Origin of the sequence: Chitinophaga silvisoli, from assembly GCF_003412465.1 — a bacterium.
In the GTDB taxonomy this organism is placed as follows: domain Bacteria; phylum Bacteroidota; class Bacteroidia; order Chitinophagales; family Chitinophagaceae; genus Chitinophaga; species Chitinophaga silvisoli.
Genome location: NZ_QTJV01000002.1, coordinates 411161 through 432335, shown reverse-complemented (window position 1 = coordinate 432335; position 21175 = coordinate 411161). Strand labels below are relative to the sequence as shown.

The window sequence follows — 21175 nt, the reverse complement described above, 5'->3', positions numbered from 1 at the left end:
GTTATTTAAGTTTTTCAGCCAGCAGCTGGTTAGTGAGTTTTGGATCGGCTTTACCTTTGGAGGCTTTCATCACTTCGCCCACAAACAGGGCCATCAGACCTTTCTTCCCTCTGCGGAATTCTGCCACCTTATCAGGGTATTTATTTAACACCTCATCGATGATGGGTGTAATATTATCTGCATTATTATCCTGCAACAGATTGAGACGGGTAGCGATGTCCAGCGGCGCAGTTTCAGGTGCCAGCAGCAATTCCGGGAAGATGCGGGAAGATGCAATGGAGAAGTTCACCTTTCCATCTTCCACCAGCTGAATGAGGGCGGCCAGCGCCTTTGCCGGCAGCGGGAATGCAGACATATCAATGCCCTTGTCATTGAGCGTGGACTTCACAGGGCCCAGCAGCCAGTTAGCTACCGCCTTGTGTTTTGGAATCACATTGACCACCTGCTCAAAATAGTCAGCGGTGGCCTTATCATCGCAGACTACTCTGGCATCGTAATCAGAGAGCCCGTATTGCTTCACATATTTTTGTACCAGCGCTTCCGGCAGTTCAGGTAGTGATGCACGAATGCCCTCCAGGAACTCGTCGGTAAATGAGAACGGTGCCAGGTCCGGCTCAGGGAAGTAACGATAGTCGTTCGCCTCTTCCTTGGAGCGCAGCGGGAAGGAAGTACCATTGCCGGCATCGAAGCTGCGGGTTTCCTGTACAATCGTGCCGCCGGTTTCTACCAGGGTGATCTGGCGCTTTATTTCACCCTCTACCGCACGTTTTACGTTGCGGATAGAGTTCAGGTTCTTTACTTCTACTTTGGTACCCAGTCTGGTCTCACCTTTCAGGCGAATGGAGATGTTAGCATCACAGCGCATGCTACCCTCTTCCATATTACCATCGCACACATCTACCCAGCGTACCAGGCGGCGCAGCACCGTGAGGAATGCATATACCTCATCGCTGCTATGCAGGTCCGGTTCAGTTACAATTTCCAGCAGGGGTACACCGGCACGGTTATAATCCACCAAGGTAAAGGCAGGATCCTGATCGTGCATAGATTTACCGGCATCTTCCTCCATGTGAATGCGATTCAGCTGAATCGCCCTCTCACCATCTGCAGTCGAAATGATAACCCGGCCACCAACACAGATAGGCGCGGTATGTTGCGATACCTGATAGCCCTTGGGCAGGTCAGGATAGAAATAGTTCTTGCGGGCGAAAAAGTTCTCTTTCTCAATATGGCATTCGCATGCCAGCCCCAACCGGATTGCATATTCCACTGCCTTCTTATTCAGTTTTGGCAGGGTACCGGGGTGCCCCAGTGTAATAGGGCTGATATGTGTATTGGGAGCGCCTCCGAAAGCAGCACTGTCCCCACAGAATAGTTTGCTCTCTGTTTGCAGTTGGGCGTGTACCTCCAGGCCTATCACTACCTCATATTTGTCAAAATCGATGCTTGCGCTCATATTATATTATGCTGTGAACGCAAATATAAAAAATGACGGGTAGAAAGGGTATCATTTTGAATTTAATTAAGCCAGCCTGCATCTGGCTTAATTAAATTCATGATTCACCGCTTTTTAAAAGGAATATTGAATTTTAACAAAATTTTATTAAACTTGCACTAGCAACTGTTTGACCTGTATTTCCACATTAATATTACTAGCCACAGCATTTGACCTATATTCTACTGGCGCACCACAAAACATTTAACCTTCTTCCTGATAAAAGCGGTAACTAGCAACGCTGTGTAGCTATCTTCGACATTGGGACTTACCATTTAACCACTATTTATCCCTGTTCCCTGAATTAGGGGTTGATGCCTTTTTAGTAACTTTCAAGCATGAGCATTGAAAATACTTATCAGGCACAGCAGGCCTTTTTTGCCTCCGGCGCTACATTTCCTTACGCATACCGCCGGAAGCAGCTTAAACTGCTGAAAAAGGCCGTAAAGCGCTATGAGCGACGTATATTGGCTGCCCTGCATGCCGATTTACATAAGCCCCCGATGGAAGCCTTCGGCAGCGAGGTAGGGCTCGTGTACGGTGAAATCAAATACTGTTTGCATAACCTGAAGCGCTGGATGCGCCCGGAGCCTGTAAGCAGTCCATTCATGCTCTACCCCTCCAAAAGCAAAATTCATCGCGCCCCCCTGGGCCAAACCCTTATCATAGGTCCCTGGAATTATCCTTTCAGCCTGATCATGACACCCCTCATTGGTGCCATCGCCGGTGGTAACTGTGCCATCCTGAAACCTTCAGAACTGGCTCCCCATACCGCCGCCGTAATTGCCAACCTGGTACAGGAAACCTTTGCCCCCGCCTATGTCACCGTTGTAGATGGCGAAGGCAGTGAAGTCATTCCCGCATTGATGCAGCATCGCTTTGATCATGTGTTCTTTACCGGCAGCACAAATGTTGGTAAGAAAATACTGGAAATGGCCGCCCCTCACCTCAGCCCTGTCACCCTGGAACTGGGCGGTAAGTCTCCCTGCGTGGTTGATGACAAGGTAGACATACAGGTAGCCGCCAAAAGGATCATCTGGGGCAAATACTTTAATGCCGGCCAGACCTGCATAGCACCTGATTATGTACTGGTACATGCCAAAGTAAAGGACGCACTTATCACTGCCATGAAAAAGGCGATTGCCAGCTTCTATGGCGACAACCCGGCTACCAGTAAAGACTATGCCCACATTATCAACAAAAAGCGGTTCGATACGCTTAGCAGCTACCTCTCCAAAGGCACTATCCTGCACGGAGGCGATACCGATGCCGCCAATTTGTACATAGGCCCTACCCTCATGGAAAATGCTGCGATTGACGAAGAAATATTCGGTCCCATCCTGCCCATCATGACTTATGAACACCTGGGCGATGCAATTCAATATATCAAACAGCACCCTGCCCCCCTCTCCCTCTATGTATTCACAAAGAGAAGCAGTACTGAAAAAACACTTATTGAACAACTGAGTTTCGGAGGGGCCTGTGTGAACAATACCTTGGGGCACTATACCAATGTAGAACTACCTTTCGGTGGCGTAGGATACAGTGGTATGGGGCAATACCATGGCAAATACAACTTCCTGACCTTTACCCATGCCAAGGCGGTGATGAAAACCGGTACCTGGCTGGATGTTAAGCTAAAATACCCTCCTTACCGGGGCTTGGGATTCTTAAAAAGACTCATGAAATAATAATCTTCCTGGATAAAAAGCTCCTCAGATAAAAGGACTTCCTGAGTAAAAGCTCCTGAATAAAAATGTCTTCCTAATAAAAAGACCTACTTCTTAAAATGTAAAAAGAGGTTGCCTCCACTACTGGAGACATCCTCTTTTTACTAAAGGCGGTTCGATATGCTTGCCCTATAAATCCGCTTTATGCAATCTCTTTGGTACTTTCACCTGTAAGGTCTGTGACTTCCCATCTCTCTTTACCTGTACATCCACAGTGCCTTTATTCTTGTTTTCCCTGTAAGCATTCGTTACATCGCGGGTAGAGCTGATGCTGGTGCCTGCCAGGGAGGTGATTACATCTTTGGGTTTGAAACCTGCTTTTTCAGCAGCAGACCCCGGGGCTACGGCCAGTACCACAGCACCATTGCCATCTTCAGTATCCTGTACGGAAAGACCCAGTTTCACATCATTTTCACGACGATCATCCCAGCTGAAATTGCGGGGGCCACGGCGCTCCTCATCTCCGCCATCATCACCACGGAAGTCAAAACGACCACCATTAGGCGGCATCATTCGGAAGAAATCTTCCGGGCCATCATTGTCATCACGACCACGGCCGAAACCAAACTCAGGTTGCTTTCTTTCATCCAGCGTCACCGTAACAGTGTTTTCTTTCTTATCACGCAGGTAGGTGATAGTCACTTTATCTCCCGGCTCGTGTGCACCAATTTTCTCAAACAGTTCCTTTGGTTCTTCAATCTTATCAGCATCTACTTTGGTGATCACATCTCCCTCTTTCAGACCCGCTTTGGCGGCAGGACTCTCTTTGGATACTTCTTTCACAGTAGCACCGGCAGCTTCCTTCTTTTCAGTCAGTACACCCAGCAGTGCTCTTCCCGGGCGGATATTATTATTCGGTTCTCCTCCAAAAAACTGTAAGCCACGGTGTTGTGGCATGTTAAAGTTGAAGTCATTGCCATCCATCGGGCGGATCTTGCGGCGATATACAGAGATATCGCCATCCTTGTAGGATTCCAGTTTTTCGCCATCTACCAGCACATTACCATCCTTGATTTCAACAGTTACTTTTCCGTCCTTATTGCTGTTCCGTTTGATAATGATTTCGTCGTATTCACCCAGTTTATCTCCTTTGGGGGCTGGCTCCTGCGCGTAGCCCATGCTAAAAGCGAGGCAGGTAAAACCCGCTAGTGCGAATTTTGGTAAGAGCTTTTTCATATGTATATGTTTTACAGGAGCAAATTTAGAGGGGGGAGATATAAAGGAAAAGTTAAAATCGACAAGGGGGAAATGAAAAGCGCCCTCCGGTCAGAGGGCGCTATAGAGAAGGTTCTTAGAGTATTGCTTTGACTGCGGTAATCACCTGGTCCAGCTTGTCAGTTTCCTGACCACCGGCAGAGGCGAAGGATTTCTGACCACCGCCACCACCTTTGATGAGGCCGGAGATCTTCTCCTTGATAATTTTGGGTGCTTCCAGGCCTTTGTCAGCAACCAGGTTATCAGCAATCATTACTGCTACGTTTGCCTTACCGCCTACATTGGCAGCGAAGACGAATACGTAATCAGTCAGTTCAGTTTTCAGCTGGAAACACAGCTGCTTCAGGGCATCGGCACTATTCACGCTCACAACGCTACCAATGAAGTTGATGCCGTTTATTTTCTCTGCTTTTGGTAGCAGGCTGCTTGCCAGTTGTTTTATCTTCTCCTGTTCCAGTACTTCCAGCTGCTTTTCCAGGCCCGCTTTGTCAGCGATCAGGGTATCCACAGCCTTCACCAGTTCTTTTGGATTCTTCAGGGCAGCTTTTACCTCTTTCAGTTGCTGCAGTTGCTCATTTACATAAGCCAGTGCATGGGCGCCGGTTACACCTTCAATACGGCGTACACCTGCAGCTACAGCGCCTTCAGAGAGGAATTTGAACAGGCCCAGTTCGCCGGTGCTACCGATGTGGGTACCACCACAGAACTCTACAGAGTAGTTGGGGTCCATGATTACTACCCGTACAATGTCGCCATATTTTTCGCCAAACAGGGCCATAGCACCCAGTTTCATCGCTTCTTCCTTAGGCAGTTCCTGGATTACAACAGGAATGTTAGCACGGATCTTTTCATTCACGATATCTTCAATCTGAGCCAGTTCTTCATCAGTCACCTTTGCAAAGTGAGAGAAGTCGAAACGCAGGGATTCAGGATTTACCAGGGATCCTTTCTGCGCTACGTGCGTTCCCAGTACCTGGCGCAGGGCTGCATGCAGCAGGTGGGTAGCAGAGTGGTTCAGGGTAGTCTGCTGGCGTTTATCTTTATTGATAGTCGCGGTGACAGTGGTATTAATCGTTGCAGGCAGCTTGTCGGTGAAATGAACGATCAGGTCGTTTTCCTTTTTGGTATCGGTTACGCTGATTTTTTCACCTTCGAAGTCTAAGGTACCCGTATCCCCTACCTGGCCTCCACTCTCTGCATAGAAAGGGGTCTGGCTCAGTACCAGTTGATATTGTTCCTTGCCTTTGGCCTTGATTTTACGGTACTTGGTTACTTTGGTCTGGGTAGTATCCAGTGAGTAGCCTACGAAGGTGGTGCCGCTGTCTTCCAGGATGGTCCAGTCGCCCATATCCAGTTCCGTAGCAGCGCGGGAACGATCTTTCTGTTCCTTCATAGCAGCTTCAAAACCTTTTTCATCCACGCTGAAGCCATTTTCTGTTGCGATCAGGTTGGTGAGGTCAAATGGAAAGCCATATGTATCAAGCAGTTCGAATGCAGTTTTACCATCAATAGATTTCGTAGCACTGTTGGCAGCAATAATATCTTCAATACGGCGGATCCCGCTATCCAGGGTGCGGAGGAAGTTATTTTCTTCTTCGAAAATTACTTTCTTCACAAAATCCACCTGCTTCTGCAGCTCAGGAAATACAGTTTCAAACTGCTGTGCCAGTACAGGTACCAGCTCATGCAGCAATGGTTTTTTATATTCCAGGTAAGTGAAGTAATATCTTACCGCTCTGCGCAGAATACGGCGTATTACATAACCGGCACCGGTATTGCTGGGCAGCTGATCGTCAGCAATGGTAAAGCAAATGGCACGGATATGATCTGCCAGCACGCGGAAGGTCACATCCTTTTTGCTGTCAGAAGCCTCATATTTGGCACCGGTCAGTTTTTCGATATACCCGATAGTGCCGGAGAATACGTCAGTATCGTAGTTGGAGAATTTACCCTGGATCACGCGTACCAGGCGTTCAAAGCCCATCCCTGTATCCACGTGCTTCGCAGGCAGTGGCTCCAGGCTTTTGTCTTTCAGGCGGTTGAACTGCATGAATACGTTGTTCCAGATCTCAATCACCTGTGGATTATCTTTGTTCACGAGGGTGGCACCTTCCACCAGCTTTCTTTCTTCGTCCGGGCGACAGTCTACGTGAATTTCAGAGCAAGGACCGCAGGGACCGGTATCACCCATTTCCCAGAAGTTATCTTTTTTGTTACCCAGCAGGATGCGATCTTCCGGAACATGTTTTTTCCAGAAGTCGTAGGCTTCCTGGTCTTTTTCCAGGTTTTCTTTCTTATCACCTTCAAATACAGTAACATATAAACGGTCTTTGGGCAGTTTATACACTTCTGTAAGCAGCTCCCAGCTCCAGGCGATGGCTTCTTCCTTGAAGTAGTCACCAAAACTCCAGTTACCTAACATTTCGAACATGGTATGGTGGTAGGTGTCGATCCCTACTTCCTCCAGGTCATTGTGTTTTCCGCTTACGCGAAGGCACTTCTGTGTATCCGCGACCCTGGACCAGGCAGGTGTTTGGTTACCCAGGAAGTAGTCTTTGAACTGGTTCATGCCCGCGTTGGTAAACAGCAGGGTGGGGTCGTTCTTGACCACGATAGGAGCGGATGGCACTACATGGTGCCCTTTGGATTTAAAAAACTCCAGGAATTGCCGGCGAATCTCGGAAGCAGTCATAAGTATTTGAAAAAATTAGTATGTATTATAATTTTGTGTCACCTAAATGGCTTTAATTTGTATTTTAAGCCAACTAGTGGTGTTTAGAAAATTGACACTCAAAAGATTGCCCTTTTAGTCTAATTCCCTTAGGTTTGCACACCCTGACGCAAGAGCGAAAGGAGTGCAAAAATATTGAAAAAGTCAGAATGGCGAAGAATTACTGAAAAGCCGCACCCAACTTCATCCTCATTGTATGAATAGCCCCCAGGAACAAATTACTACTGCTGTTAAAGCATAAGCCCGGCACATGAAGAAGGTAAAATACTTTTATAATACTCAGACGCTCAAGTACGAAAAACTCGTAGTATCACTGCGCGTCAAGGTATTACGTATCCTTGGATTTGTCTCAGCCGCCATTGTCACAGGATTTATTTTTCTATCCATATCTTATAGAGTCTTGGATTCCCCCAAAGAGAAAAATCTGCGTCGTGATCTGGAAGTGATGAACGAGAAATACGAGGAAATGCAGAGCCGCATGAAGGAAGTCAAATCCCAGCTGGCCGAATTGGAACACCGCGACAATGAAATTTACCGCGTTATCTTTGAAGCTTCCCCCATCCCGGATAGTACCAGGGCCGGCAATATGGCAAAAGAAGAAGAGCTCACCCAGATGGCCTCCTTCTCCAGCAGTGAAATCATTGCCAGCACCGGATCCTTACTCCAGGAATTAGTGCATCGTATTGGTATCCAGGCTAAATCTTATGAAAAGATCGACGACCTGGTGAAGAATAAACAGAAAATGCTCGCTTCTATCCCGGCTATTCAGCCGGTATCCAACAAAGACCTGAAACGCATTGCCTCCGGTTTTGGTTATAGAATCGATCCTATTTACAAAACTGTAAAGTACCACTCCGGACTTGACTTCGCTGCCCCTGCCGGTACCCCCATCTACGCCACCGGCGATGGTGTGGTGGAAGAAGCCAGCATGAGCGATGTAGGTTATGGTAACCATGTGGTGGTAAATCATGGCTATGGGTACAGAACCCGCTATGGCCACATGCTCAGAATAAAAGTAAAAGCAGGTACCGCCGTAAAACGTGGCGATGTACTCGGTTGGGTAGGCAGTACAGGTAAGTCTACAGGCCCTCACTGCCACTACGAAGTGGAAAAGAACGGGGAAAAGGTAGATCCTGTGTACTTCTTCTTCAACGACCTGTCTCCGGAAGAGTTTGACAGAATGCTGAAGATAGCCAGATCCGGCAACCAATCATTTGACTAATCAATACCAGATTTTTAAAGCAGGCCGCAGGCCATCTTTTCCCGCCGTTCATTGCCGATGCCACAGGTATCAGCAATGAACGGCGGCTTTTTTTAAAAATCCAAACTCCCCCGGAATTTTGTAATTTGGTATTCATATAATGGATATGATGCAACAGCTGGATCTATTTTCTAACCTGGAACCTAAAAAACCAGACCCTGCGCCCCCTCCGGTTCCTGAAAAGGAACAGGAACCGCTCCCCAAACAGGAGCCGGAACCGGAGCCGCAGCAGCAACCAGTTGTGGAGCGACCTAAGATGGCAGAGATTAACGACTTACCAAACATACCCAGCAGGATTCAGGTTCAGTTGCCTCCTGATATACCGCCACCTCTGGCGGTATCCAGCCAGTCTGTGACCGCATCCCAGCCTCCCCAGAAGAAAAGGGGACGCAAATCGCTGAAAGAAGTGTCCGACGACCCTGATCTGATCAAAACACTGGAAACAGTGCCGCTGGACAAACAATACTACTCCATTAGCGAAGTAGCCACGATGTTCAAAGTAAATACATCGCTGATCCGCTATTGGGAAAACGAATTCGATATACTCCAACCCAAAAAGAACAGAAAAGGCGATCGCTTGTTCCGCCAGGAAGATATCCAACACCTCAAACTGATCTATCATCTTTTGCGTGAGCGTAAGTACACTATCGAAGGTGCAAAGCAAAAGTTAAAAGAAGATCGTAAATTGGCAGCCCGTAATTTTGAAATGGTACAGGCTTTGCTGAAGGTAAAGGGATTTTTAACCGAACTGAAGGAACAATTATAAAAAAAAGTTATGCGATTGAAATTATTACTCATGGGGGCATGTCTCCTACTCGCCACCACCTTATCTTATGCACAATCCACAGCAGCTAATGGAAGGAAGATTCTGAAAGGCAAGATTGAAATGAAAACGTTGATGAACGATAGCTCCATGGCCTGGTTCTATGCTGGTGTAAACAAGTATCAGCCCAATGACCGAATGCTGGCGTACATCAAGGATAATCGTGGCAAATTCACTGTGGTAGCAGTAGTAGGCACCTTCGATGACGAGAGCCGTCGCCTCCTGCCAGCCCTCTATAAGATCATGATCCTGGCCGGTAGTCCCGATGAACAGATCATCACTTACGGTGCTGACGAAAAACTGCAAACAGGTGCACAAGTAGGCTACCAGGCAAAGAAACTCCCTACCTTCATCGTAGTGCGTGATGGTAAGGAACTGGGTCGCATCTCCGGAGATCTGGAAGATTCACTCGAAGGCGATATCGCCAAAATCCTGCTGAAAGCAAACAGAAAAGATAAAGATTGATATAGACTAACTAATGAAAAAGCCGTTCCGGGATCCCGGAACGGCCTTTTTTATGCACAGTGGATAACTTATTTCTCGTGTATTTCCACCTTTGTACTCGATAATTTCACACCCTGTTTCTCCAATATATTAATAAACCCAAGGTTTAGCTCACTCCTCAACTGGTTGTAAGGAATACTCTCTATCACATTCGTGAGGTAAATAATCTGAATCACATAAGTGTCCTTCGTGAAATCATGAAGGTTGACAATGAAACCATCCGCTACTTTCTCCTGCTGTTTCAACAGGGACTTAATGTCCTGTAATACTTTCAGCAGACTATCCGCAGGTGTATCTCCCGCCACTTCCAGCCTGAATACAGCCCTTTGCTGCGTACGCAGCGAAATATTATCAAGAATGCTATCCACCATTTTCTTGTTGGGCACAGTCACAAAAGTCTTATCCTGTGTGCGGATCCGCGTACTGCGCAACCCGATCTTTTCAACAGCACCCTGGTAAGCATCCACCTTTACGGTATCTCCTACACGGAAAGGCTTGTCAAAGAAAATGATGAAAGAACAAATCAGGTTCTCTATACTTTCCTTGGCAGCAAGCGCAAGGGCCGCAGCACCGATACCAAGACCCGCAATAATTTTGTTGACAAGCACCGCACCAAAAAGAATACGGATAAAAGCAATGGCACCAAATATAAATACGATCGCTTTGAAGAAATCCCTGAAGAATACAATAAACTGGTTGTCCGTCTTATCGTGCAGCAGGTCGGCACTCTTACTGATCATCAGCGATACAAAATCAATCACCCGAAGAATGATCCAGATGATCGACACAGAGAGCGCCAGTTCCAGCATAGTACTCAACACCGCCTTCAGACTAAACCCATTGTAAATGGTAATATTCAGCTCCGGCGGGAAGTTCAGGTGATCGATCGTAAGCATGAAAGCAACCAGCAGGAAGAAGTATTCCAAAGGCCGCAGCAGCAAATGGGAAAACTCCTGTTCACCAATATCAGGAGCCCATTTTCTAACCTCTTTGAAGAGAAGATTCGCCAGCCATTGCGAAAGATACCGTTTGATCATCGAGACAAACAGCAGCACAAAGGCCAGAATAAAGTAATTCTGAATAGGGTTGCCAAGGATAACCTTGTCGAGCATGTTGTTCATATTATGCGAAATTACAATATTAGTATATTCTTCGGCTTCCCTTATCAGTAATAACGATTACACCCGGTTGCTTCCCTTTTTCAAAGCTGCCATACCGATTGTTGATTCCCAGTGCTTTAGCGCCATTTAGTGTAGCCCATTGCAGTATTTCTTCCAATGGAATCTCCGGGAAATGTGTGCGTATAGCCTGAATCTCTTCCCAGATGGACAGGTGATGATTAGACGCAAGGCTATCCGTACCCAGGGTGATCGTACAGCCTTCACTGCGTAATAAAGGGATATCCGGCAGGCGATTTTCTATGTACAGATTTGCCTGCGGGCATAAGCACCAGTAGGCTTGCGGGGCATGTAAGCTGGTAAATTGAATATCTTCCTTAGTAGAAAAAGTATTGTGTACCAAGATCACCGGCAGGTGCTTAAAGTAGGGTAACCAGGCAGGTAAGCTGGTACCTCCTGTAGGTACAAATGCAGTCGCATCCATGCCAAAGTGCTGGTAGAAATCCAGGAAAGCCCCCGTTTTATCCCGGTAGAGCTGGTTTTCAGCTGCTGTTTCCTGGTTATGAATACTGATAGGGGTATTATCAGGCATTACGGACAGCAAAGAAAAAAGTGCCTTACTCACTGAATAAGGGGCATGTGGCACCACGGAACAGGAATGCATTGTATCATTCAGACTCCTGAACTGTTCCAGTACCGAAAGACTGTAATCCAGCCTGCCCTGCGCTGCAGCTGGTACAAAGCCCATTGTTTCCACAAAGGAATGGTAGTAAATAGGCGCTCCCTGTTTTTCTGTAAAGGTCGCAGTGCTATTACAAATATCACCTACAGCCGAAATGCCACTTTCCCACATCGCTATTGCAGCCTTTTTCATGGCCTCCTCATCCTGTGCCCCCCTTTTTTCCATTACCTGCGTCAGGAATGCCGGTAAGCCGGTTCCGGCAGGAATCACCCCTTTCATATGTGACAATTCCAGGTGACAATGGCTGTTGACGAAGCCCGGACTGAGCATTCCGTCTACAGACTGTACCCCATCTCCGGCGAGTTCTGCGGGTACAATATCCACGACAGTACCGTCTTCCGAAAGGATCAGCACATTGTTCCCGGGCAATATTTTCTGCCCGTCAAAGAGGGCTGTTCCTTTAAATTTTAGCTGTTGGGTCATAATTATCCTAAAGATGTTAATTTTGCCGGCAATTGATAAGTCGACCAATCACCGACCATTCAACAAAGATAATTATGATAGATAAACTAGACGCGATCAAAGGCCGGTTTGAACAGGTCTCCCTTGCCCTTACCAACCCCGAAGTAGTGAGCGACAACAAACAGTTCAGCAAACTGAGCAAGGAGTACCGTCAGCTGGAAAAAATCGTGAAAGCCTACGATACTTACATGAAACTGCTGGATAGCATCGCCTTTAATAAGGAAGTACTTGAAAGTGGTGACGAAGAAATGAGGGAGCTGGCTAAGGAAGAAACTGAAGCCCTGGCCAACCAGAAAACCGAACAGGAGGAAATAATCCGTAACCTGCTCATCCCGAAAGATCCACAGGATGAAAAGAATGCGATCCTTGAAATCCGTGGTGGTACAGGTGGTGACGAGGCTGCCCTCTTTGCCGGTGACCTGCTGCGTATGTACCTGCGCTTCTGTGAACTCAGAGGCTGGAGTACCAATATCCTGAGTGAAACCCCCGGATCAGTGGGTGGATACAAAGAGGTAGTCGTAGAAATAAATGGAGACGATGTATATGGTACCCTGAAGTTCGAGTCAGGCGTACACCGTGTACAACGTGTACCTGCTACGGAAACTTCCGGCCGTGTACACACTTCTGCGGCTACAGTAGCGATCCTGCCTGAAGCAGAAGAAGTGGATGTGGATGTAAGGGAAGCGGATATCAAAATGGATACCTTCCGCTCATCAGGTGCGGGTGGTCAGCACGTAAACAAAACTGAGTCTGCAGTTCGCCTCACACACATTCCTACCGGTGTGGTAGTAGAATGTCAGGAAGGACGCAGTCAGCACTCTAACCGTGATATCGCCATGAAGATGCTGCGTACACGTATCTACGAAGCAGCAGTACGTAAGCATGAAGAAGCAATTGCTTCACAGCGTAAGAGCCTTGTATCAACCGGTGACCGTTCTGCCAAAATCAGAACTTACAACTATCCACAGGGTAGGGTCACTGATCACCGTATTGGTATGACGGTGTACAACCTGGATGCTTTTACCAATGGTGATATCGAGGAAATGCTGAAGGCATTGGCGTTCGCAGAAAACGTGGAGAAAATGAAGATGGGTAGCTAAACGCTGCGCAATAATAATTTAAAATGAAACGCTTTTGCCGCAGGTAAAAGCGTTTCATTTTTGCGTTCCCCGAAATATGAAACAATAGTCTTACATTTGTTTTTTCACTAATACTTATAAGTATGTTTGCCTTGATTTACCAAAATCTGGCAACATATTTGTCTCGTATTTTTCAGTAATAAATATTCGTACAATGAAAAGAATCAATCCTATCGTAGCAGTAGTATTGTCTGCCACCATGTTATTTAGCTGTAGCACCTGGAATGGAATGAATAACACCCAAAAAGGCGCAGCCATCGGTGTAGGTGGTGGTGCTGCCACTGGTGCTGTGATCGGTAAAGCCGCTGGCAACACCGCGCTTGGAGCTATCATTGGTGCCGCTGTAGGTGGTGGTGCCGGTGTATTGATCGGTAAAAAAATGGATAAACAGGCACAGGAAATCAAAACAACCGTACCAAATGCTACCGTAGAGCGTGTGGGCGAAGGTATCAACGTAACCTTCAACTCAGGAGTGCTCTTCGGATTCGATAAATCTGACCTGACACCTACTGCCCAGACAAACATCCAGTCACTGGCGCAGGTACTTAATAAATATCCTGACACTTACGTACGCGTAGAAGGTCACACAGATACAACCGGTACCGATGCTTACAACTATGCACTCTCTGAAAGACGTGCAACTGCTGTAGCTAACTACCTGAAAACGCAGAACGTAGCTGCTAACCGTATCCAGACATACTGGTATGGTTCTAAACAGCCTGTGGTTCCAAATACTTCAGACGCTAACAGGGCAAAAAACCGCCGTGTGGAATTTGCCATCTATGCAAACGACAAGATGAAGCAGGATGCGCAGAAAGAATCAGGACAATAATAGGATTTCCTTCATACACATATAATGAAAAAGGCCGTATCCATGGATACGGCCTTTTATATTAAATTACTTTTTTAACCACCACTTTCGCACGAATAAGAAGGCGATAATCCCACAGAGGGCACCTATCGAATCGGCCACCACATCCATCATATCGAAGCTGCGGTCTACTGCCCAATACTTCTGGATGTACTCAATAACAAGCCCATAAAAAGCCGCGATCAGCCAAAAGAGCGTGAGCGTTAGTGCAGATATATGTCCCTTGCTTCGGTAATAACCTATACACAACAGGAGTACCGTACAACCAAACAAACCCAGGTGAACGATCTTATCCATATGTATCTTCTCAAAGAAAGGATCTTTGGGAAGATCGCTTCCAGGTAGTGTACATAAGTAAAGCACCAGCAATATCCATAAAATAGCAGGCCAATAGTATCTGATAATCCTCATCGCTGGCACGTCCGGTTGTTTTAAAAGGTAATGTAATGATTCAAAGCCACCCTATCCACGATGGATCAGGGCTAATATTAATAATCATAAAGGTATAAGGTTCCAAAGTCGTTCACAACCTTAGCACCTTATACCTCTACTTTTTTAACCTTTTATTAAGTATTTAGCTTATTCGCCAACAAGTGCACCATAAGCAGCTGCATCCAGCAGTCCTGCTACATCTGCAGGGTTCTTCACTGTCATCTTGATCATCCAGCCATCGCCGTAAGGATCAGAGTTTACCAGTTCAGGAGATCCATCCAGTTCTTCGTTGATTTCATTAACAGTACCGGCTACTGGCAGGAACAGGTCAGACACAGTCTTTACTGCTTCTACAGTACCGAATACTTCTTCTGCATCCAGTGATTTACCAACGGTAGGAATGTCTACAAATACGATATCTCCCAGTTCACGCTGAGCGAATTCAGTGATACCGATAGTCGCTGTATTACCTTCCAGTAACACCCATTCGTGATCTTTGGTGTAACGCAGATTTGACGGAAAATTCATGGCAAGTTTGATTTTAAGGCGTAAAAGTAAGGAAAACCTAAAAGAACAAAAATTTCTTCACCACTCTTATCTTCATTGCCACATCTTCCAGTGGCCTGTCATTTCCGTCTGTCTTCATTCCTGCTATCTTATCTATTACGTCCAGGCCTTCCACAACCTGTCCAAACACGGTATAGCTCTGATCCAGTTGTGGCGTGCCTCCATACTTCTTATAGTATTCGCGTTGATCTACAGGAATCTTCCTCCCTCCCAGCCTGCCCCGCTCCAGTTTGTCCAGTTCCTCGTCTGTCCACACTTTTCCCTGCACGATATAAAACTGGCAACCTGAACTTGCCTTCGCCGGATTGTTATCCCTGGCTGCAGCAAGCGCCCCCTTTTTGTGGAACAGGTTTAACTGGAACTCCGCGGGAATCGTGTAGTTCACATCCCCGTTGCCCAGCATCGCTCCCCTGGCAGCATGCTTTGAATCAGGATCTCCGCCCTGTATCATAAAGCCTTTGATCACCCTGTGAAATAACGTACTATCGTAAAAGTGATGCCTGGCAAGTTTGATAAAATTATCCCTGTGCTTCGGTGTAGTGTTGTACAGCTCAATCACCATCGTGCCATAAGGCGTAATGATTTTTACCTTTCGGTTTTTAGCAGCCATAGTGGGTAGTGTGAGTATTAAACACACAAAGAGGAGCAGTCGTTTCATGGGGTGAATGATTATTTTTTTAGAGTTGTTTGCGCATCAGCCAGTCGGTGTCTTCCTGCTGACCCAGCATGAAAATATGGCTGCCGAATTTTTCAAAGCCATTCTTCTCATAGAATTGGTAAGCCTTGGTATTGTATTCCCAAACCCCCAGCCAGATCGTCCTGATATTATGCTGCGCAGCTACTTCCAGCGCATAGTCCAGCAGGAACTGTCCGGCTTTCATGCCCTGGAATGCTTTCAGCACATAGATTTTTTCAAGCTCCATAACGGGAGCAGGTTCCAGGGGACCATGATGATCCGGTTGCTTGTGTAAATTGAGTTTCAGAAAACCCGCCGGTGAAGTGCCCTCGTACAGAATGTAATATAAACAGCCAGGGGCCGCCATTTCAGCTGTCAGTGCCTTTTTGGACTTTTTCTCCTCCATAAAAGCATTAAAATCCGCCGGGTTGTATTGATGTACAAATGTTTCAGTAAACGTCCGCTGCTCAAGCATCACCAGTAAGTCCAGCAACTCAGTAGAAACGGGCACAACGTGTAATGATGTATCCATAGCCAGGGTGTGTAATTTATATCAGGAGGGAATTTTATCGTCCCTCCTGATCATCAAAGTATGCAATAATATGCTCCTGCAAAAATCTTTCCTGTTCCGGCATACTCATTTTGGGTACAGGCTGTGCCTCCTTGAAATGAGGCCAACCATCCTTGTCGTATCCCTCCAGTTCAAAATAACCGCTTTGACTCAGTAAAGTACATGTTGCCACATGCATCAGGTCCTGTTTCTGTTCCTTGGTGAACTTCTTCTTCATGTGCCCAAGCTCCTGGATGCCTATTAAAAAAAGTATTGCTTCCATATTCGGGGTCTTGCCAAATCGCTCTGTAAGCATATCCAGCACCCTTTTCCATTGCTGCTCAAATTCCTCCGCCATTTTATAATTATTTAATTATGAACCTTCTATCCCTGCAAATGTACGTTATAAAAAAAGATGATATAAATATGCGGCGGCTTTATTAATTTGGGGCTCACATACGTTATTTATAATGCAAGGATTACAGATTATTAAATGTATGTATCTGAGAACCATATCGTAATTTGGAAATTATAATTTGTAATCCTATTCTTAACAGCATTTTAACGGCCATATCAGCTTGTCTGACAGTGTTTTCCTGGCAGAAAGTTTTACTTTAGCAAACTTGTAAATAATAAATAAGCATGGAGAATACTTCGTATGATATCCGTCAACTAAATGAAAAAATCCACCAGGCAAGCGCATTTGTAGACCTGCTGAACCTGGAACTGGGCAAAGTCATCGTAGGGCAGCGTTACATGGTAGAAAGATTATTGATAGGACTGCTGGCACAAGGCCACGTATTGTTGGAAGGTGTACCCGGTCTGGCAAAAACCCTGTCCATCAAATCCCTTTCCTCCGCCATTAATGGTAAATTCAGCCGTATCCAGTTTACCCCGGACTTACTGCCTGCGGACGTGATCGGTACTATGATATACAACCAGCAAAAGAATGAATTTGTGGTAAGACGCGGTCCTATCTTCGCCAACTTTATCCTGGCGGATGAAATTAACCGTGCCCCTGCAAAGGTGCAGAGTGCCCTGCTGGAAGCCATGCAGGAAAAGCAAATCACCATCGGTGACAATACATTCAAACTGGAAGAACCTTTCCTGGTACTGGCCACCCAGAACCCTATCGAGCAGGAAGGTACTTATACACTGCCCGAAGCACAGGTAGACCGTTTCATGCTCAAAGTGGTGATCGGCTATCCTACCAAGGAAGAAGAGCGTATGATCATCCGCCAGAACCTGAATCCGCAGCCTTCTCAGAAAATCAATCCCATCATTCAGCCTGCCGACATCATGAAGGCCCGCGACCTGGTGCGTGAAGTATATATGGATGAAAAGATCGAACGCTATATCCTCGATATCGTATTCGCTACCCGTAATCCTGAAGAATATAAACTGCAGAAACTGAAACCACTCATCGCTTATGGTGGCTCTCCGAGAGCGAGCATCAACCTGGCAATGGCTGCAAAAGCGTATGCTTTCATGAAGCGCCGTGGTTATGTTATTCCTGAAGACGTACGCAGCATTTGCTTCGACGTAATGCGCCACCGTGTAGGCCTCACTTACGAAGCGGAAGCTGAAAACGTAACCAGCGAAAACATCCTGAGCGAAATTCTGAATGCTGTAGAAGTACCTTAATCGGCCCCTCTGTAGCAATCAGTTTTGTTAAAAGTTAATGTACAACCGGTGGATACTGCAGAAATACTTAAGAAGGTCAGGCAGATAGAGATCAAGACCAAAGGTCTCTCCAATCACATCTTTGCAGGTGAATATCACAGCGCCTTCAAAGGCCGTGGTATGTCTTTCAGTGAAGTGCGCGATTACCAGGTAGGCGACGATGTGCGGGCGATCGACTGGAATGTGACTGCCCGTTTAAATCATCCCTTCATCAAGGTCTTCGAAGAAGAACGTGAGCTCACCGTTATGCTGCTCGTAGATGTGAGCGAAAGCTCCCTCTTCGGTACCGTACGGCAGAACAAGCGGAATATGATGACCGAACTCTGCGCTGTACTTGCCTTCTCCGCTATCAAGAACAATGATAAAGTGGGTGTGATCTTCTTCAGCGACGGTATGGAAAAATATATCCCGCCTAAGAAAGGTAAATCCCATATCCTGTTTATCATTCGCGAACTGCTGTCTTTTACGCCTACCCGCAAAGGCACTAATATCAGGGAAACCCTCCGGTTCTTTAATAATGCTGCCAAGAAAAAAAGCATTGTATTCATGCTGAGCGACTTCCTGACAGGCGACTACCAGGATGCACTGAACATAGCCGCCAAACGCCACGATGTGGTGGGTGTGCATGTCTACGATCAGCGTGACAAAGAACTGCCTCCGGTAGGACTGATACAGATGCAGGATTCTGAAACCGGTGCACGCCAGTGGGTAGATGCTTCTGACAAACAGGTGCAGCAGTATTATACCCAACAGTTTCAGCAGCACGTACAGTATTGCCGCAATTCCTTCAAGAAGAGCGGCGCAGACCTGATCAGCATCCGTACGGATGAAGACTATGTAAAGGCTCTACGGGGCTTCTTTACAAACAGGTGATAGTTTAAAGATGAGCAAATTAACATGGGTAAACAGATCATAGTTAAAACACTTATTTTATTTGCAATACTGGGTTATGGGCTTGGGTCGCAGGCCCAGGTGCAGGTGAGCGCCCGTACAGATACCAACAGGATCCGTATAGGTGAGCAGGTAAAATTAATATTGTCCGCCACCTTGCCCGATAAGGGCGCTGGCAATGTTGTATTCCCACAATTACCCGATTCCTTTACCCACTGGGAAGTTGTGAGCCGTACCGGCTTCGATACTTCTGCTGCCAACGGCAACAAGGTGCTTCAGCAAACCCTTGTGCTCACCAGCTTTGACAGCGGTAGCTGGAATCTCCCTGCCTTAAAATTCGATGTACTCAGTAACGGTGCTGTCACAGATTCGGCTTTCACCGATTCCCTGCTCATAGATGTAGGAACCGTTGAAGTAGATACAACCAAAGCATTCAAACCTATCAAAGCCGTACGCTCAGTGCCCTGGAGTTTCTGGGATTACTGGCTGTACTTCGCAATTGGTATCAGCGTCATTCTCATAGGTATCGGGTTGTTCGTTTATTTCCGCAGCCGTCCTAAGAAAGAAGTGCTGAAACCCACGGCCCCCGCTGTTCCTCCTTATGAGGTTGCATTACTGGCACTGAGACAGCTGAAGGAAGAGAAACTCTGGCAACAGGGCGATGTGAAGCAGTATTATACCCGCATCACCGACATTCTGCGTGCATACTTCGAACAGCAATTCAATATCCCTGCCCTGGAGCAAACCAGTGAGGAACTGTTACAGCACATCAAGCCGGTGACAATTCTGAACCAACAGCGAGACAGGTTGAGAGACCTGCTTACGATTGCCGATCTGGCTAAATTTGCAAAATTGACTCCTACACCGGAAGAGCATGAACGTGCACTGTCACAGGCATTTGAGATCGTAGAATGGACGAAGCCCGCTGTGGAAAAAGCAAAGGAATCAGAGAAAGCAAATGATGCAGACGCAGGGAAAACTGAAGGCGCAGGCAACTAAGGGTACGAAGAAAAGGAATTGACGAAGTGACAACCGGGGTCGCAGGCGACTCAGGATGTGAAGAATGAATTGACGAAGCGCTTAGCGTAGCGCCGGCAACCGGAAAGAGCCCTGTACAAATGGGAAACTGCAGCTGCAGGCAATAACTTGAAACAGGAAATTATTTTAGATACATGGATTTTTCAGTCTGGAAAAATATTGAATTTGCCCACCCCGCCTACTTTGGCCTGCTGGTGCTGGTGCCGGTGATGATCTACTGGCATTACGCAAAGCAGCAAAAGAAACAGGTGGCTATGGATATGTCTTCCCTTCAGGGCCTGAAGGGCCTGCCGGTATCCTGGAAGGTGCGGTTCCGCCCCCTCCTGCTGATACTGCGACTGCTGGCGTTTAGCGCGCTGGTAGTGGCGCTGGCAAGACCTCAGACCAGCAATACATCTGAAAGCATAGACAGCGAAGGGATCGATATCGTGTTGGGAATAGATATATCAGGTAGTATGCTGGCAGAAGACCTGCAACCTAACAGGTTGGAAGCTGCCAAGAAAGTAGCAAACGACTTTGTGGATCGCCGTATCAGTGACCGTATTGGCCTGGTAATCTTCTCAGGAGAAAGCTTTACACAATGTCCCATCACTACGGACCATGCTGTACTCAAAAACCAGATAGCAGCCATCAAGAGTGGTATGCTGCAGGATGGTACCGCGATTGGGATGGGATTGGCAACAGCAGTAGACCGCCTCCGAAATTCAAAAGCCAAGAGTAAGGTGATCATTCTCCTGACTGATGGTGTGAACAACGTAGGTCTCATCGATCCGCTCACCGCACTCGAAATTGCAAAGGCATTCAAAACCAGGGTCTATACAGTCGGTGTTGGTACCGTAGGAAAAGCTCCTTTCCCTATGACAATGCCGGATGGCAGTATTCAAATGGCCATGCAGGATGTGCAGCTGGATGAGCCCCTGATGAAAAAGATTTCTACAGAAACAGGAGGTAAATATTTCAGGGCTACCAACAACAGGGACCTGGAAAATATTTATGGCGAGATCGATAAACTGGAAAAGACGAAAGTAGAAATCACTTCCTACAAGCGTTTTGCAGAACATTTCTTCCCCTTTGCCATGCTGGCACTGGCTTGCATGCTACTGGAAGTTGTGCTTCGATATACCATATTCCGGAGCCTGCCATAAAATAATTACCATCAGCTATACCTCAGCGTCAGCTGCTATAGCCTAAAAAACTCGCTTATGCCGAAGGCAGAAGCGAGTTTTTTGTATTTTTACACCCTCATA

Annotated in this window: 20 protein-coding genes; 10 read left to right on the top strand and 10 right to left on the bottom strand. The window is 46.7% G+C overall.

Annotated elements, in window-relative coordinates:
• Position 1 precedes the first annotated feature (1 nt).
• A complete protein-coding gene (gene gatB / locus DXN04_RS07860) occupies positions 2-1456 on the bottom strand; it encodes an Asp-tRNA(Asn)/Glu-tRNA(Gln) amidotransferase subunit GatB (protein ID WP_116852778.1) in 1455 nt (484 codons plus the stop codon).
• A 377-nt stretch (positions 1457-1833) separates the two neighbouring features.
• On the opposite strand from gatB, the gene DXN04_RS07855 reads away from it, so the two are divergent.
• Complete coding sequence (locus tag DXN04_RS07855) at positions 1834-3186, top strand: aldehyde dehydrogenase (protein WP_116852777.1); 1353 nt, start codon at positions 1834-1836, stop codon at positions 3184-3186.
• A 168-nt stretch (positions 3187-3354) separates the two neighbouring features.
• On the opposite strand, the gene DXN04_RS07850 is transcribed toward DXN04_RS07855, so the two are convergent.
• Entirely contained in the window at positions 3355-4401 is a 1047-nt protein-coding gene (locus DXN04_RS07850) for a PDZ domain-containing protein (protein WP_116852776.1), read from the bottom strand.
• A 115-nt stretch (positions 4402-4516) separates the two neighbouring features.
• The gene (alaS, locus tag DXN04_RS07845; RefSeq protein ID WP_116852775.1) at positions 4517-7132 is read right to left on the bottom strand and encodes an alanine--tRNA ligase; all 2616 of its coding nucleotides are present in this window, start codon (positions 7130-7132) and stop codon (positions 4517-4519) included.
• Between the two features lie 289 nt (positions 7133-7421).
• Here alaS and DXN04_RS07840 point away from each other — a divergent pair, with 289 nt between their 5' ends.
• The 3 genes from DXN04_RS07840 (at position 7422) to DXN04_RS07830 (ending at position 9720) form a co-directional block, all read left to right on the top strand.
• Entirely contained in the window at positions 7422-8393 is a 972-nt protein-coding gene (locus DXN04_RS07840; RefSeq protein WP_116852774.1) for a M23 family metallopeptidase, read from the top strand.
• A gap of 145 nt (positions 8394-8538) precedes the next feature.
• On the top strand, positions 8539-9198 hold the full coding sequence (locus DXN04_RS07835) for a MerR family transcriptional regulator (protein ID WP_233525534.1): 660 nt from the start codon (positions 8539-8541) through the stop codon (positions 9196-9198).
• A 9-nt stretch (positions 9199-9207) separates the two neighbouring features.
• Positions 9208-9720, top strand: a complete 513-nt coding sequence (locus tag DXN04_RS07830; protein WP_147319873.1) for a thioredoxin domain-containing protein — start codon at positions 9208-9210, stop codon at positions 9718-9720.
• Between the two features lie 68 nt (positions 9721-9788).
• Here the strand turns inward: DXN04_RS07830 and DXN04_RS07825 are convergent, their stop codons facing one another.
• Together DXN04_RS07825 and DXN04_RS07820 are read right to left on the bottom strand one after the other, a co-directional pair.
• Positions 9789-10880, bottom strand: a complete 1092-nt coding sequence (locus DXN04_RS07825; protein WP_116852772.1) for a mechanosensitive ion channel family protein — start codon at positions 10878-10880, stop codon at positions 9789-9791.
• Between the two features lie 19 nt (positions 10881-10899).
• Positions 10900-12042, bottom strand: a complete 1143-nt coding sequence (locus tag DXN04_RS07820; RefSeq protein ID WP_116852771.1) for an amidohydrolase family protein — start codon at positions 12040-12042, stop codon at positions 10900-10902.
• A 74-nt stretch (positions 12043-12116) separates the two neighbouring features.
• Between DXN04_RS07820 and prfA the strand changes: the two genes are divergently transcribed.
• Together prfA and DXN04_RS07810 are read left to right on the top strand one after the other, a co-directional pair.
• Positions 12117-13181: a peptide chain release factor 1 gene (prfA, locus tag DXN04_RS07815; RefSeq protein ID WP_116852770.1), complete on the top strand. Its 1065-nt coding sequence runs from the start codon at positions 12117-12119 to the stop codon at positions 13179-13181.
• 193 nt (positions 13182-13374) lie between these two features.
• Positions 13375-14052 (top strand): OmpA family protein, encoded by a 678-nt coding sequence (locus DXN04_RS07810; RefSeq protein WP_116852769.1) that lies wholly within the window; start codon positions 13375-13377, stop codon positions 14050-14052.
• A 66-nt stretch (positions 14053-14118) separates the two neighbouring features.
• Here DXN04_RS07810 and DXN04_RS07805 read toward each other — a convergent pair whose 3' ends face one another.
• From DXN04_RS07805 to DXN04_RS07785, 5 genes are all read right to left on the bottom strand, one after another.
• On the bottom strand, positions 14119-14388 hold the full coding sequence (locus DXN04_RS07805) for a VanZ family protein (protein ID WP_158568900.1): 270 nt from the start codon (positions 14386-14388) through the stop codon (positions 14119-14121).
• Positions 14389-14670: 282 nt separating this feature from the next.
• The gene (gcvH, locus tag DXN04_RS07800; RefSeq protein WP_116852767.1) at positions 14671-15051 is read right to left on the bottom strand and encodes a glycine cleavage system protein GcvH; all 381 of its coding nucleotides are present in this window, start codon (positions 15049-15051) and stop codon (positions 14671-14673) included.
• A 37-nt stretch (positions 15052-15088) separates the two neighbouring features.
• A complete protein-coding gene (locus DXN04_RS07795; protein ID WP_116852766.1) occupies positions 15089-15748 on the bottom strand; it encodes a peptidylprolyl isomerase in 660 nt (219 codons plus the stop codon).
• Positions 15749-15767: 19 nt separating this feature from the next.
• On the bottom strand, positions 15768-16298 hold the full coding sequence (locus tag DXN04_RS07790) for a GNAT family N-acetyltransferase (protein ID WP_116852765.1): 531 nt from the start codon (positions 16296-16298) through the stop codon (positions 15768-15770).
• 34 nt (positions 16299-16332) lie between these two features.
• Entirely contained in the window at positions 16333-16674 is a 342-nt protein-coding gene (locus tag DXN04_RS07785; protein WP_116852764.1) for a hypothetical protein, read from the bottom strand.
• Between the two features lie 284 nt (positions 16675-16958).
• On the opposite strand from DXN04_RS07785, the gene DXN04_RS07780 reads away from it, so the two are divergent.
• The 4 genes from DXN04_RS07780 (at position 16959) to DXN04_RS07765 (ending at position 21073) form a co-directional block, all read left to right on the top strand.
• Positions 16959-17960, top strand: a complete 1002-nt coding sequence (locus DXN04_RS07780; protein ID WP_116852763.1) for an AAA family ATPase — start codon at positions 16959-16961, stop codon at positions 17958-17960.
• A gap of 24 nt (positions 17961-17984) precedes the next feature.
• Entirely contained in the window at positions 17985-18872 is an 888-nt protein-coding gene (locus tag DXN04_RS07775) for a DUF58 domain-containing protein (protein ID WP_233525533.1), read from the top strand.
• A gap of 24 nt (positions 18873-18896) precedes the next feature.
• Positions 18897-19889 carry a hypothetical protein gene (locus DXN04_RS07770; RefSeq protein ID WP_116852761.1) on the top strand — a complete coding sequence of 331 codons (993 nt, stop codon included), beginning with the start codon at positions 18897-18899 and terminating at the stop codon, positions 19887-19889.
• A gap of 173 nt (positions 19890-20062) precedes the next feature.
• Entirely contained in the window at positions 20063-21073 is a 1011-nt protein-coding gene (locus tag DXN04_RS07765; RefSeq protein ID WP_116852760.1) for a vWA domain-containing protein, read from the top strand.
• Positions 21074-21175: the final 102 nt, after the last annotated feature.